Source organism: Zhouia amylolytica (assembly GCF_900116365.1).
In the GTDB taxonomy this organism is placed as follows: Bacteria; Bacteroidota; Bacteroidia; order Flavobacteriales; family Flavobacteriaceae; genus Zhouia; species Zhouia amylolytica.
In genome coordinates this window covers 125,069-140,360 of sequence record NZ_FPAG01000010.1, presented here as the reverse complement: position 1 = coordinate 140,360, position 15,292 = coordinate 125,069, and the positions used below count along the sequence as shown (strand labels likewise).

9 protein-coding genes and 1 pseudogene are annotated in these 15,292 nt (G+C 34.9%); 5 read left to right on the top strand and 5 right to left on the bottom strand.

Features of this window, described 5'->3' with window-relative positions; genetic code table 11:
* From BM361_RS16135 to BM361_RS16115, 5 genes and pseudogenes are all read right to left on the bottom strand, one after another.
* Positions 1-375 (bottom strand): annotated as a pseudogene (locus BM361_RS16135) (glucosamine-6-phosphate deaminase); the annotation flags it as partial.
* 130 nt (positions 376-505) lie between these two features.
* Positions 506-2,200, bottom strand: a complete 1,695-nt coding sequence (locus BM361_RS16130) for a beta-N-acetylhexosaminidase (RefSeq protein WP_262508059.1) — start codon at positions 2,198-2,200, stop codon at positions 506-508.
* A 4-nt stretch (positions 2,201-2,204) separates the two neighbouring features.
* On the bottom strand, positions 2,205-3,836 hold the full coding sequence (locus BM361_RS16125; RefSeq protein ID WP_074980138.1) for a sulfatase family protein: 1,632 nt from the start codon (positions 3,834-3,836) through the stop codon (positions 2,205-2,207).
* Between the two features lie 189 nt (positions 3,837-4,025).
* Positions 4,026-5,756 carry a RagB/SusD family nutrient uptake outer membrane protein gene (locus BM361_RS16120; protein WP_074980137.1) on the bottom strand — a complete coding sequence of 577 codons (1,731 nt, stop codon included), beginning with the start codon at positions 5,754-5,756 and terminating at the stop codon, positions 4,026-4,028.
* A gap of 12 nt (positions 5,757-5,768) precedes the next feature.
* A complete protein-coding gene (locus BM361_RS16115; protein WP_074980135.1) occupies positions 5,769-8,882 on the bottom strand; it encodes a SusC/RagA family TonB-linked outer membrane protein in 3,114 nt (1,037 codons plus the stop codon).
* 363 nt (positions 8,883-9,245) lie between these two features.
* On the opposite strand from BM361_RS16115, the gene BM361_RS16110 reads away from it, so the two are divergent.
* The 5 genes from BM361_RS16110 to uraH all read left to right on the top strand — a co-directional run bounded on the left by BM361_RS16110 (position 9,246) and on the right by uraH (position 15,264).
* The gene (locus BM361_RS16110; protein ID WP_217643786.1) at positions 9,246-12,188 is read left to right on the top strand and encodes a ligand-binding sensor domain-containing protein; all 2,943 of its coding nucleotides are present in this window, start codon (positions 9,246-9,248) and stop codon (positions 12,186-12,188) included.
* 153 nt (positions 12,189-12,341) lie between these two features.
* The gene (locus BM361_RS16105; RefSeq protein WP_074980132.1) at positions 12,342-12,914 is read left to right on the top strand and encodes a Crp/Fnr family transcriptional regulator; all 573 of its coding nucleotides are present in this window, start codon (positions 12,342-12,344) and stop codon (positions 12,912-12,914) included.
* Positions 12,915-13,114: 200 nt separating this feature from the next.
* On the top strand, positions 13,115-14,236 hold the full coding sequence (locus tag BM361_RS16100) for an MFS transporter (RefSeq protein ID WP_254785857.1): 1,122 nt from the start codon (positions 13,115-13,117) through the stop codon (positions 14,234-14,236).
* On the top strand, positions 14,226-14,750 hold the full coding sequence (locus BM361_RS16095) for a nucleoside deaminase (protein ID WP_200909603.1): 525 nt from the start codon (positions 14,226-14,228) through the stop codon (positions 14,748-14,750). The genes BM361_RS16100 and BM361_RS16095 overlap by 11 nt, the downstream gene beginning before the upstream one ends.
* Before the next feature lie 109 nt (positions 14,751-14,859).
* The gene (gene uraH, locus BM361_RS16090; RefSeq protein ID WP_394364649.1) at positions 14,860-15,264 is read left to right on the top strand and encodes a hydroxyisourate hydrolase; all 405 of its coding nucleotides are present in this window, start codon (positions 14,860-14,862) and stop codon (positions 15,262-15,264) included.
* Positions 15,265-15,292 lie beyond the last annotated feature (28 nt).

Here is a 15,292-nt window from a genome sequence, read left to right as displayed (position 1 = left end):
ATCGACGTGATTGAATAAATATTCATGCATGAAGTAATGATAACTCTGTACATTCTGCTTGGTCATCGGATAATATTCATCCAAATTAAAGGTCACCACATTTTCAAAACTCAAACCTTCCTCTTTGTGAAGTCTCACTAACTCTTCATACACTTTAATTGGTGATGAACCCGTTGCTAAACCTAATACACATGGTGTGTTTTCTTCCTGCTTCTTTCTGATAAGTGCTGCGATCTCTGCAGCTACTATTGTGGAGGCTATATTTGAATCGTCAAAAACAACGTTGTGAATCTTTTCAAAACGCGTGTTCTCATAGATACCTGCCTCCTGGTAACTTATATCTTTTAGGTTCCTTAACTGTTCTTCAGCAATCATGATTATTTAATAATTAAATACATTTGATGGTTTCAATACTATATATGTATAACATAATGCAAATATATTGGTTTTTAATAGTTACACCCAAATTTTAACCATTATCAACTCATTTTATAAATACTACATGCTAATAAACCGATTTGTTATAATATTTAGGATGAAATCTAATTCCGGATCTTTTCCAAACATCATAATGCCCCTGATTTAATCTCTTAATAAAATCATTATAATTTTTGCGCTGATCTAGTGACCATAAATTTTCTGAAAATGCTGGTAATCTTGGTAAAAGCATATATTCCAGATGTTCTAGAGAAGATATAAACTCTGTCCATACGGCGAATTGACCCCCTTTAATTAGTCCCTTACCATTTTCATCCAATTGCTCAGGCCATATATTATATTCATAAACTCGCTGAAGTGTATTAATCGAATAAGAAGCCGCCAATGGTTCTTTCGCAGAATCATCCTGATAGCGATTAAAATAAAAAGGATTAGAAGGAGACATTATAACGTGGTGATTTTGTTTTGCCCCATTTATAGCTCTCTTTTCCCCTCTCCAACTCATAATTATGGCACTTTCAGGGGCACCTCCTTCTAAAATATCATCCCAGCCGATAACAGTTCTATTATTTTTTTCAAGGAATGAAGTAACCCGCTTCAAAAAATAACTTTGTAGTTCATTTTCATCTTTTAATCTTTCCGAATGCATCCGTTGTTGGCATTCATCGCAACGTTGCCAATATTGTTTATCCACTTCATCCCCACCAATATGAATATATCTTGATGGAAAAAGTTCCATTACTTCCGTTAATATATCCTCTATAAAAATAAAAGATGACTCCTTACCCGGACAGTAATTAAAGTTAACTTTATCCGTATCTACTTTACCGTTCCATAATGTTGAATTTGGAGCAGGATGCCTATATCCTTCGCATGAATATTCAGGATAAGCTGTAAGGGCCGCTGCCGAATGACCCGGGAGATCTATTTCCGGAATAACCATAACCCCCCTTTCCCTTGCGTATTTAACCACCTCTTTTATTTGCTGTTGGGTATAAAACCCTCCATAAGGATAAGGCTCTATCGCTAATGGCTTGGTATATGAACTATCCTTTTTATAAAAAATGCTTCCCGGTATTTCATTTCTCCAGGCTCCTATAGTAGTTAATTTTGGATACTTTTTAATTTGAATTCGCCAACCTTCGTTATCAGTAAGATGCCAATGAAAAACGTTGAGCTTATAATATGCTATCAGATCCAAAACCCTTTTAATAGCTTCCACTGAATAAAAATGCCTGCTAACATCCAACATCATACCCCTCCAGTTAACGGCAGGCTTATCATATACCGTTAAGCCCGGAAGCTTTACAGGTATGCTGGTATTATAAAAAGTAAAATATTGCAGTAAACTTTGTGTTGCATAAAAAAGCCCCTCATAGGAATTGGCCCTTAAATGAATTTTGGTTCTATCGATATAAAGCTGATACGATTCATCATTTTGTTCCCGAGCACTTTTTGTATTAATTTCTAAAATGATATTCTTTGGCTGCTTTTTCCCGGTATCCACTATAATCCCCGATTCCTTTTCAATTGATTTTTTAAGGTATGGAATCAAGAAACCCCGATCTGCTTTAGATAAATTTTTGTAGACCAGTCCAACCTTGGAATCAAACATGAAGCTTTCTGAATTCATATTCATAACCTCGGGATTTGGTATGATTTGACTTTGAAGACTTATACCACATAACAATAGAAAAAGCAACAATATGTTTCCTTTGAAATAAAAATTAAATCCAGATAGACTATATAAACAATTCTCCATAACGCTACTTTTTATAAGACTCTATATAAAAATCATCCAGTTTTTTAGAATCCTTATATTTTATTCTGGTTTCCTCAAGCTTTAATTTCATTTCACTCACAACATCCTGGTAGGCCTTGTCATAATACACGTTATTCATTTCCTGAGGATCTTTTTTTAAATCGTAGAGCTCCCATTCATCTATATCATAGTAAAAATGAATCAGTTTATAATTCTTCGTAGCTATACCATAATGTCTTTTGACATTATGTTCTCCGGGATATTCATAATAATGATAATAAACAGCATCTCTATCCCACTCCTTTTTAGCACCTGTTAACAATGGCATTAAACTTTTTCCCTGCATATCTTTAGGTGCAACTACTCCGGCTGCCTCTAAAAATGTTTGAGCAAAATCGAGATTCTGTACCATTTCATCCTCCGTAATTCCAGGTTTAATCTTGTTCGGCCATTTAATCAACAGCGGTGTTTTAAACGATTCATTATACATTAAACGTTTATCAAACCAACCATGCTCTCCTAAATAAAACCCCTGATCCGAGGTGTAAACCACAAGGGTGTTTTTATCGAGTTCATGAGCCTCCAAATAATCAAGTAATTCGCCTACATTTTCATCCACTGCCTTAATGGTTCCTAAATAATCTTGCATATACCGCTGGTATTTCCATGCCATTAAACTGGAGTCATTCATCTTGGGATAGGCCTCCTTAAATGCTTCTATTATTGGTTCATAAGCCTCATTCCAGTTTCTTCGCTGTTGTTCATTCATTCTGGCATGAGGTGAATAATTCATATAAGGCTCTGAAATCCCAAGCTCCAATAAGGTTTCTTTATCTATTTTATTATCATATGCCAGGGTCATATGCTCCCTGATGTTCATTTCGGCTTGTTTAGCAGCCGTACTATAAGGGTTGAGATTTATTTCTGGGGTCGCATCGATAGTATTAAAATCAGCTCCTGTAGGGTTTCTTTTATAATCATCATACAGTGTTTGTGGCAACGGAAATGATTTTTGCGTAAATTCTTTTAAATGTCTTTCGGCAGGCATCCAAGATCTATGAGGTGCCTTATGTAGGTACATTAAAAGAAAAGGTTGTTCTTTTTTTCTACGATTTTCTAACCAGTCGATAGTTAGGTCAGTAATAATATCCGTCACGTATCCTGTTATGGTGGTATCTCCTTTGTTGGTTATAAAGTCTGGATTGTAATAACTTCCTTGTCCGGGTAAAATTTTAAACTCATCAAAACCTTTAGGGTTATTTCCAAAATGAAGTTTACCAAACATGGCAGTTTGATAACCAGCCTTTTTCAACAATTGCGGAAAGGTAACATTGGTGGTGTCAAACTTGCTAATATTATCAATCTTACCATTAAGGTGACTATGTTTGCCCGTTAAAATAACTGCTCTGGAAGGAGCGCATATAGAATTAGTTACGCTGGCATTGGTAAATAACATTCCTTCTGACGCAATACGATCAATATTTGGGGTCTTGATCAGTTTATCACTATAAGCACTTATGGCTTGATAGGCATGATCATCCGACATAATGAAAACAATGTTTGGCCTTTCATCTTTTTCTTCATGAGTTTTGCATGCCAACATTAAAAATCCTAAAACAACAACTAAATATTTCATAACATTAAAATTTAATAAAAATATCCCGTCTGAAGCCAGAGACTTCAAACGGGAAAAACTAACTAATCCTCAAACTTTATGTATCACAACATAATCTTTTTGAACTAATACAATTTAAACCCCACCTTACTAAAAAGGATTAACCATAAGAGGTGGGGTCTAACCAACTTAATCATTTATTTTATAGACTTACCAGCCCGGATTTTGCTCTAAAGTCCCCTCGCTTAATACGATTTGTTCAGTTGGAATCGGAGATAAATAATCCCTGTCTTTGTTGAATCCATATCCCGAAGGAATTACATTCATATATGGGTCTATATATCCTTGATCATTTACCAAAATAGAGTTCCCAATAAGATCAGCGAATTCTTCCTCAAGATCACTACCCTGAATTTTAAACCCTACTAACCTCTTTCCTATGATTAGGTCATGAGCTCTCCAACGCATTAAATCATCAAATCTTTTTCCTTCGAGTGCAAGTTCAACTCTTCGTTCCCTGCGAATCTCATTAATGATATCGCTTACCCCAGGGAATAGTTTATTAGGGTCCGAAACGGGAAGTGTGGTCAAAGCTGGCATACCCACTCTGTCTCTCAGAACATTAACAGATTTATCAAGATCTGCCTGCGTTATAGTTCCAAGTTCTGCTTTAGCCTCTGCAAAATTTAACAACACTTCTGCATAACGATAAATAATTGATCCAGTAGTACTCTCTACACGCTCATCTTCATCTGTGGCTCCTCCTTTGTATATCTGATATCCTGTAGTAGATACAGTTTCTCCATTTTCTCGAAATGCAGGAAAATCAAAATATATATTATCCAATGCTGCACGTTCCGTAATTAAATCGCCTGGGGTACAAATAGTTTGTTGAAGTCTTGGATCTCTATTAGATACAACAGTTTCCAAACTATTTTCATTCGCTTCACTGTATAACGGACTAACAGAAATAGGTAATCCATCAGAACTCAAATACGATTCAACTAATGATTTACTTAAACCCGTACCAGCCCCGGTATGAGGTAAATAATGGCTTACCCGATGAATGACTCCATCTTCAATAGTATATTTCTTCCAGAATATTACCTCACTAACATCGTTATAATCATATTTATTAAACAACAATCTATAAGTATCGGCAGACCCATCGTTGTAGAGCTGATAGTTCCCCTCATTGATCATAGTCTCTGCGGCATCTGCAGCAAGTGTTAAAAACTTGGTACTCTCATTAGTTTCCGCTCCAAAAGGCGACCCTTCATGGTACTTTTCCCAAGTCCCTTCATAAAGACAAACCTCCGATTTAAACGCCAGAGCCACTCCACGATGAACCCTGAAGTTTTCAGCAGAACTCCTTGGCATTAATAAATTTAAAGCGCGATCTAAATCCTCTACAATCTTGGTAGCCAACTCATTACGAGGCATTCTGGGCGTTAACAATTCTGGAGAATCTGTATTTAAGGTTTTATCAATATAAGGAACTCCTCCATACCTTTTAAGAAGTCTAAAGTAGAAATAGGCTCTAAAAAAATAAGCTTCTCCATTATAATGATTGATAATATCTTCAGGTCCCTCTGCTGTATGGCTATTCTCTAAATAATAATTGACACTCCTGATATTACCAAAATTCCAGGATCCATCTGAAGATGGAGCAACATTATTATTTCCAACCAATCTGTTATTAACATTTACCGGAACAAGATTGTCGCTATTGTTGTCGAATTCAAATACGCCCCCATTCCATCCATTGTGAACCGGAAAAGTGGTATAAAACTGATTTAAAAATAACTTGAGATCATTATCCGTTTTCCAATACTGTTCAGGTGAAATTTCATCCTCCGGCAGTCTGTTTAAAAAATCTTCACTACATCCTGTTAAAAGGAAGCAAACTATGAGATATGAAAGTATTTTATATTTTTTCATTAGTGTAATAAATTAAAATTGAACATTTAACCCAATGGCAATTGATTTCTGTAAAGGATAAATCTTACCATTCCCCCATCGTCCTCCAGTCGCCTCAGGATCAAAAATGTCAGCTATTTTAGTGATCGTTACAACATTTTCTGCAGTCACATACAGTCGTAGTTTATCCATATGAAAACGATCCAGGATCGAATCTGAGAAACTATATCCAACAGTAACATTCTTTAAACGTAAGTAAGAAGCGTTTTGAAGGTATCTGGTTTGAACTTGCTGATTTCTCCATGTATTATTAAAGGTTGGTCTGGGATAAAATCCATTTGGATTATCTTCCGACCAATAATTTAAATGTTCTTTCAAACCAGCCGATTGCCATAAATTCCCTACGGCGCCAAAAGTATATGGACCACCTGTCCAAACATCTCTTTTACCTACACCTTGCCAAAACATAGAAAAGTCAATCCCTTTAAAATTCAATCCCCCAGTAATAGAATAAGTATATCTCGGAGTTGAATTACCGATTATCTTTCGATCACCTGGACTATCAGTAGTACTATCACCATAATCTATGATATTATCACCGTTTAAATCCTGATATTGAACATCACCGGGTTTCCAGTCGCCACCCCAAACAGGTGACTGGTCTGGTCCGTTATCGATTTCATCCTGAGATTGATACAAACCAACCGTTTCAAATCCCCAAATTTCTCCTAATTCCTGACCTACTCTATAAGTATTCAACAAATTATTAGGGTTGGAGTATTCGGTTACTGTAGTTCGTGCATCCGAAAGAATGAATCCTAAGTTATATCCTAAATCTCCAATATTATCCTTCCAATTCACACTCAAATCAAATCCTTTGGTCTCCAAAGATGCATTATTAGATTGTGGTGCACTTGTTCCCAATAAGGCAGGTAATCGTTCAGCCGGACCAAACATATCCTCAGTAGTTCTCTTGAATATTTCAAAAGTTACATCAAGACGTTGACTAAATGCAGAAATGTCTAAACCATAGTTGTCTGTTGTAACAGTTTCCCAGGTGATATCCGGACTAATTAATCCAGGTGTTAGAGTATAGTTAGGTCTACCTTCATCCGTTAACCACCATAGATTAGTGCGTATAGGCATGCGACCGATATAGAGGTAATTAGCAACATTTTGGTTACCGATACTTCCAACAGAATATCTTAATTTAAAAGTGCTAATGGGTTTAACATTCCAAAACCCTTCTTTCGCAATATTATATCCAACGGATACGGAAGGGAAAAAATCCCACCTCATATCTTCTGCAAATCGAGAAGATGCATCGTAACGCCCATTAACCTCTAGTAAATATTTTTCCTTGTAGTTATAAGCCAATCGACCAAAATATCCTCGAGTAACATACGTTCCTTGAGTAGCGTCAATATAATCTTCGCCAACAGCTGTTCTTATGGCAGGTACGTTGTCAGTGATTAAATTATCTTTGCTTCCACTTAAAGATCTATAGGTGTTTTCTTCTTGCTGATATCCGAGAAGCCCATTAAAATTATGATCCTGACTAAAGGTCTTTTTATAAGATAATACAAAGTTAGGAGACAAGTATGTATTGTTTGATGCATAATTCCAGATACTGCTGTTCTGTCTCAATTTACGCTCTGAACCGTTAGGTTCGGTAACCGAAACTATAGCATTATGACTTTGTATTTCAGTATGATAATTTCGATAAAGTAAACTAGTAGTAAACTTCAAATCTTTGATTGGTTCAAAAATCAAATTTAAACCAACATTCGAATTAAAAGATTCACTCAACCTTCTTCCTCCATCCATTATATAAGGAATTTCAGAACCATCACTATAACTTCCATTTGGCATAATTACACCGTTGGTTGGCCATCTTCTGGCTATATTATGTAAATAAAGTCCAGGATCATAACTAGGCCGCTCCTGATCTATTTTAGCCAAACGCATATTAACATCAAATCTGAACCAATTCGTCATTTTGGAAGCCAGTTTGGCATTCAAGTTATAACGATTGTATGAATCATCACCAAAGCTCATAACCCCAGGTGCATCCAACACAGCAGCAGACACGTGATAATTTACATCCTTTTGACGACCGGAAAAACTTAGATTATGTTGCTGACGTAAAACCATATCCTTGTACATGACGTCAAACCAATCCGTATTTGCATTAGATCCTGAGTATTGCTGCCATCTGGTACCATCGGGATTTGCAATAGTTACCGGTGTATTTTCCGGATCAGCTAAGTAAGCTTTAATACGCTCTATAGCCTCATCAGAGAAAACAGCTCCTCTACCTCCATTAGTAGCTGCCAGATTAAAATAATTGGCAAACTCCAAAGAATTCATCATTTCAGGTAAATTTAAAGGCGACGAATAGGCAAAATTGTTCGTGTAACTAAATTTATGTCCATCCATAGCTTCACCACTTTTGGTCTTAATTAAAATAACTCCAAAAGCAGCTCGAGAACCATAAATAGCCGAAGAAGCAGCATCCTTTAAAACAGAAATACTTTCGATATCCTCCGGATTAATATCATTCATATCACTCGGGTTATTCAAGGGGATATCGTCAACGATTACCAAAGGTGCGCCTGTTCCCTGAAGGTTTCCGGCTCCACGAATACTAATATTCATGCTGGCTCCTGGCTCACCACCTTGATTCCCTACACTAAGTTGCAATCCTGGCGCAGTTCCCTGAATCGCCTGCATAACATCAGTTACGGGTCGGTTCTCAATTTTATCAGATGAAATAGTACTAACGGCTCCGGTTAAATTTTCCTTTTTCTGAACTCCGTATCCGACTAATACCACCTCATCTAAATCCTCCATTTGGAGCTTTAAATTTACAGTCAAAAGTTCTGAAGAAGTAACCTTAACCTCCTTACGCTCATATCCAATATAGCTAAAGGTTAAAATAGCACCTCTCTTGACCTTAATGGTAAATTCTCCATCAAAGTTAGTAGCGTTCCCATTTGACGTGTTTTTCTCGAGTACGTTAACCCCAGGAATTGGTGATCCTGATTCCGCATCTAGTACCCGACCATTTAGAGTAATTACATCCTGCTGACCAAAGGTGTTCATTGTGGCAAACAGCATGCAACATAAAAAAATTAAGTTTCTCATAATTTTTTAAACATAGGTTTTGATTAATAGTTAATTGATTAGCTATTCAATAAGGACCATTTTAATTGTCACCCAAATAGATCCATATTGAAAATTTTTCGAACGCCAAATTATCAAACGGGTTAAATAATTGTTAATAATAATGGTTACAATCAGGTTACATCATTCTTACTTTTAGGTTACATCAAAGTATTTGAAAATATCTAACCAGCACAGTATAAAAGGAATTGTGAAAAAAAAGTAAATTGAGCTTCTTTACATTTTTAAATAATGAAAGGATACACATTAAAAAAAATTAAAAAATATAGTTCTACTGTCATCTTGGTGCTTTACGCCAGTATTTCGTTTGGCCAAAAGCCCATTTTGAGGTTTACAAGTATCAATCATAAAAATGGTCTTTCCTCCAACAAAATTACCGCAGTACTTCAAGATTCTGAAGGAATGATTTGGACTGGAAACAAAATTGCTATCGACCGTTATGACGGCTATAGAACACACTCTTATACGCTGGGTAGAAATAATAACATTAATAAAATTGTTGAGGATAAGGATAAAAATATATGGGCCACGACCACCAAAGGCTTATACTGCTTTAATAAAAAAGAAGGTGGTTTTAAAAAAATTACCAGTTCAAATTTCCAACATAAACAATTCTTAGATCAGAATATTGTTGCCTTGAAGTTTATGACGGACAATATTATATATATATCTACGGATAGTGGTAATTTTTTTCAGTACAAATACGACGATTCCTTAAATCCGATTGAAGATTCGTTTAAAGGAATTCTAAACCGCCCAGCTCCTTTGAAATTCCACATAACAAAAATAATAGACGGACCAGAAGAATCCTTAATTCTTGGAACAAGTTACGGTGAAGTCTTCAAAATGAAAGATGGGACCATTTCACATTATTTTTTGAAAAACTCCGAAAACATATACCGAATTAATGATCTGTCAATGGATGAACATAATAATCTATGGGTAGCAACCGATGGCAATGGATTATTCAAGATCGATCTTATAAAAAACAAGACCAAACATTTTATTAAAAATAAAAGCTCTAATCTTTCCATTAATAATAATGTAGTACTATGCCTATTGAGTGATAACAATAGGGTTTGGATGGGTACAGACGGAGGTGGTTTAAACCTTTATTACCACGACTCAGAGACATTTGAATATTATACCCAGGACTTTTACAGTACAACTAATATAGCTGATAATTCAATTTTAGATATTAAGAAAGGACATAATAATACTATTCTATTAAGCACAGTTCATGGGGGCTTGTCAATTGTTAAAAATAATTTTGATATTAAAAACATCCCAGCCCTTAAACTGGGTTTTTCTACTAAAGATCAACAAGGTTCTAACATTCTCGAAGACAGTAACAAAAAAATTTGGATTTCTGCTGGAAGGGAAGGCTTAGTTAAATACGATCCTGATTCTGGTAGCTCAACTCTATTCACCGATAATCCTTCTTTAGTATCAGATCTCAATGGAAGCATCGTAATGTCAATGGTTGAAGACCATAATAAACGTTTGTGGGTAGGCACCTTAAGAGGTGGTATCAGTATTATTGACTTAAATTCCGATGAGTTCTTAAATCTAAAGCCCGAAAACCAGGTTCACCAGGCATACGCACTGGCTTTAGATCATTCAGGGAACATTTGGGTAGGTAACAGAACAGGGATTACCATTTATAATGAAAATTTAGATATAAAAGAAAAGTTTACTCCAACTGAACCTTTATACAACTCATCAAATCTTGTAAATGTGATATTTAAGGATATTAAGAATGATATGTGGGTAGGTACTGCGAATGGTCTCTTCCGCTATGAACTCATAAATAAAGGCCAATATAAAAAACACTCTTATTATCACGACAATACCGATTCTACTACCATTAACGGTAATCACATTTTATCTGTTGGTCAAAATAGTAACCTTAATATATTTATTGGCACCTATGGTTATGGTGTAAATCAATTTAATCGCAAACAAAATAACTTTAGTCCCTATAAATTATCAGATCAGATGGCAGGAAAAACCATCGAAGGAATTATTTGTGATAAAAATAAAAACACATGGTTTAGTACCAATTTAGGACTTACTAAAGTTGATTCGTTACAAAATGTATTCAACTTCAACCATAATGATGCTGTGTATCCCTTTAATGGAGGTGGTGCTTATATAGGTACTAATGGACTGATTTATATGGCGGGTTCTTTCGGTTTGTCATACTTTAATCCAGTCCTTATCGATAACAGTGAATCAGAATTCAAAATCAATTTTATAGCAGCAAAAGCAATTAGCCAAAACACTGAAACAAGTTACTCGTTTAATGAACTTACCCAATGTAACAACAATTTCGATAGTAATATAACAATCCCTCCCAACAATAATTTATTTACAATAACCTACAGCTGCTCCGATCCTATTATTTCGAATGATTTAAAATACGAATACAAAATAGCTGAACTTAATAATACCTGGAATAATGTCGGATCTCAACAGACCATAACCTTTTCAAATATGAATCCTGGCACCTATTCATTATGGGTGAAAGCAATTGATAAAAATGGAACCCCGGTAAAAGCCCATGCCAGTTTAAAAATCACCGTCCTTCCGGCCATTCACCAAACCATCTGGTTCAAAGTTTTAATGATTTTGTTAGCCATTGTATTATTACTAATTATTTACTTTTGGAGAATCTCTTTTTTAAGAAAAAAAGAGATTCATTTAAAAAATCTTCTGGATCAAAAAACCAATGAGGCTAAAAGACAGGAACAAAGGATTGCTCAGGATAAAATTCGAATGCTACAAATAGAAAAAGATCATCAAGAATTATCTCAAAAACAGTTAATAGCTGAATTAAAATTCAAAAATCAGGAACTTACTAATAACACTTTGCTCACAGTTCATAAAAATGACCTGTTGAATAATATAAAAGACAAACTTCAATTTGAGGTAAAGCAAAAACAAATAGACAAAAAGAACATTCTCTTACTTATTGATCATATTAATGATAGCTTCATGTTAGATAAAGAGTGGGAACAATTTTATGCCTTATTTAAGGAAGTTCACCCCTTCTTTTTAGATAATCTAAAAAGTAAACATTCTAATTTAAGTGAACGAGACATAAAACTTTGTGCCCTGATTCTGATGAAATTCACCTCACAAAACATAGCCAATTTATTCGGAATTTCCCTAAGTTCAATTAAAGTAGCACGGCATCGACTGAGACGAAAACTTAACCTGGAAAACGATCAGGATCTTTATACGTTTTTAAAAAAATATAATTAAAGCTATCGCTTAAATTAAATACAGGAACTCCATTTACGCTCTTTTTAAAAGGTAATAATGATCCGTTAAAAAGCTTGGTCCTATCAGTACAGGAAAACATCAGTGCCAAATTCACAAGATTTAATATCTTTAAATTTCCTTATACCATTAAAAATGACTTATTCGATTCTGGAAAATTACCTTAAAAGTAAAGGTGACTTTACTAATAATGATGTCAACTACATTACCAATCATTTTAAACTAAAAAAGGTTAAAAAGAAGGAAATAATAATTGACTTTAACCAGGTTTCAAATGCATTTTATTTTGTTAACAAAGGAGCCTTAAGAATATTTACCATAAACAAAAAAGGAGTTGAATTAACTCGGTTTTTCACTTTTGAAAATAGTTTTTGTACCGCACTTCCAAGTTTCATTGATCAGAAACCGGCTTGTGAATATTTTCAGGCAATAGAACCTTCGGAACTTTTGGAAATAAAAAGAAACGATTTTTATAAATTAGTTGACCAGTACAGTGATTTCGATAAAATTTACAGAGAAATTTTAGAACGTAGCTTTATAAATAACCAAAAAAGAATTTATAGCTTTCAAGGATACGCAGCAATAGATAAACTAAAACTACTTTTAGAAACTTATCCAGATTTTTTAATAAGAGTTCCTAACAATCTTACTGCATCCTATTTAGGCATTTCTCCATCAACATTAAGTCGATTAAAATCTAAGCTTTAAAGTCTTGCTTTAGATCAATGCTTTTTAAGTAGTTGATAACTTTCTTTGCTGCCAAAGTAAATCATATCAATGGTGAACCTATGGGATCGATCATTGTTGTATCATTCCCCTTAAAGTTCGCAATACTTTAAATAAGATATGGATATTTTAACCTGAAACAAGCTATGGCTTTGCAACCCAAAAAATCTATTTTTTATTTAATGAGTTTAGCAGCGGGGTTAATTGTTGCTAACATCTATTATAGTCAGCCCTTATTGAATGAGATTTCCAATAGTTTCAATGTTTCGGAATCGGAAGTAAGTAATGTTGCTCTATGTTCCCAATTAGGTTATGCTTTCGGTTTACTTCTAATTATTCCATTGGGAGATAAAATTGCTACAAAGAAAATCTTGAGCTACAACTTTTTGTTTATGATTACCGGCCTTACTGCTATGGCTTTTTCCCCATCTCTTTTCTGCCTCTTACTGAGTAGCTTCGTCGTTGGTTTAGCATCATCGGTACCACAATTATTAATTCCTCTAGCTGCGCACATAGCTACCCCTGAAGAACGTGGAAAATCCATAGGAATAGTCATGAGTGGTTTACTCATTGGTATTCTGGTAAGTCGCATAATTAGTGGGGTTATTGGTGAACATTTTGGCTGGAGGATACTGTATATAATCGCAGGCATTTCTATGCTCCTGCTATATACCGTTTTACAATACAGGCTACCATCTTACAACCCTGATTATAAGGGAAATTATGTCCAATTAATGAATTCCTTACGGTTTTATTTAGTCGATGATAATAACATCAGAATGGCTGGGTTACGCGGTGCCTTGGGATTCGCTGGTCTAAGTGCTTTCTGGACAACCCTAGTTTTTTTAATGAATGATTCATTTGGTTATGGGAGTACAATTACCGGATTATTTGGCGTTATTGGTATTTTTGGAGCCCTTTCAGCCACTGTGATTGGCAAGTGGAATGATAAACTAAATCAAAAAACGATTCTCCTCATTGCAAGTATTACACTTTTCAGTGCATGGTGCGTTTTATCATTTTCTACACACTCTGTCATAATGTTAATTATTGGAGTAATACTTATCGATTTAGGCCTACAAGCCTTACACATAACGAATCAAAACATTATTTTTGAAAAATACCCCGACGCAAGAAATCGTGTAAACACGGTGTACATGTTCACTTCTTTTATAGGAGGTGCCCTTGGTACTACATTGGGTGCTTTCAGCTATCAAAATTGGGGTTGGACTGGCGTTACAACACTAGGTACTTTTTTAATGATTCTTTTATTAACCATGAATATAAAAAATTATGGATCATAATTTTCAAATGGAAGAAAGTTTCAGTAATAATGATAGGTTTCACCAAAAATATTTATTGAGATGTGTTGAATTGGCTAAAAAAGCCTTAGAAGCTGGTGATAAACCTTTTGGATCAATACTCGTAAATAAAGAGGGAACCATATTGGCTGAGGCTAGAAATAGAGTTAACGAAATTCATAGCTTATCACATCCGGAATTTGAATTAGCACAATGGGCACTTGAAAACTTAACTCCTATTGAGCGTAAACAATCTATTTTATACACCTCAGGGGAGCATTGTCCAATGTGTGCAGGAGCAAATGGCTGGGCTGGAATAGGAAAAATTGTCTATGCCTCTTCCGCTGCACAGTTATCAATATGGTTAAAAGGATTGCAGATAAATGACCTTCCATTAAATCTTATTCCCATACAAGAGATAATAAAAGATGTTGAAATAGTAGGTCCGTTTGAATCCTTTTACCATCAAATAAAGACCTTACACTTCCAATACTATTCAAGACAAAAGAAAATTTAGAAAAACATTAACAAGATTCTGTAAAACCCTTGCTCCATATCAATGTTTTAATGCCATCACCCACATTATTTTTGTGATGAACTTAAAAGCAAAAAATATTATGAACTGGATCAAAAAATTTTTATGGATAGGTATATTCTTACTCGTATCAATAACCAATGGGCAAACCAAAAATTTCCAATTATCAACCCATGTATTAGATATTACGGAAGGTAAACCTGGTGCAAAAATTCAAATAAGCCTGGAACGATATGAAAAAGAACATAATAACTGGGTGCTAGTAAAGACTTCCAAAACTGATGAGAACGGAAGAATCAGTAATTTCCTTCCAACAAGTCAGAACAACGAGGGAGTATATAAGCTAATTTTTCATACCAAGCCATATTTTAAGAATAAAGGAGTAAATTCGTTTTATCCATATATTGAAATTCCCTTTGAAATTAATGACCAATCACATTATCACGTTCCCATTACGGTTTCGCCATATGGGTATTCGACTTACCGAGGTAGTTGATAAAAGAATTCAACATTTATGGAGGCTG

Excerpts from the sequence above, each read along its gene's own strand:
- BM361_RS16130 (WP_262508059.1), bottom strand. The coding sequence starts at position 2,200 with ATGGAGAATTGTTTATATAGTCTATCTGGATTTAATTTTTATTTCAAA.
- BM361_RS16125 (WP_074980138.1), bottom strand. The coding sequence starts at position 3,836 with ATGAAATATTTAGTTGTTGTTTTAGGATTTTTAATGTTGGCATGCAAA.
- BM361_RS16120 (WP_074980137.1), bottom strand. The coding sequence starts at position 5,756 with ATGAAAAAATATAAAATACTTTCATATCTCATAGTTTGCTTCCTTTTA.
- BM361_RS16115 (WP_074980135.1), bottom strand. The coding sequence starts at position 8,882 with ATGAGAAACTTAATTTTTTTATGTTGCATGCTGTTTGCCACAATGAAC.
- BM361_RS16105 (WP_074980132.1), top strand. The coding sequence starts at position 12,342 with ATGACTTATTCGATTCTGGAAAATTACCTTAAAAGTAAAGGTGACTTT.
- BM361_RS16100 (WP_254785857.1), top strand. The coding sequence starts at position 13,115 with ATGAGTTTAGCAGCGGGGTTAATTGTTGCTAACATCTATTATAGTCAG.
- BM361_RS16095 (WP_200909603.1), top strand. The coding sequence starts at position 14,226 with ATGGATCATAATTTTCAAATGGAAGAAAGTTTCAGTAATAATGATAGG.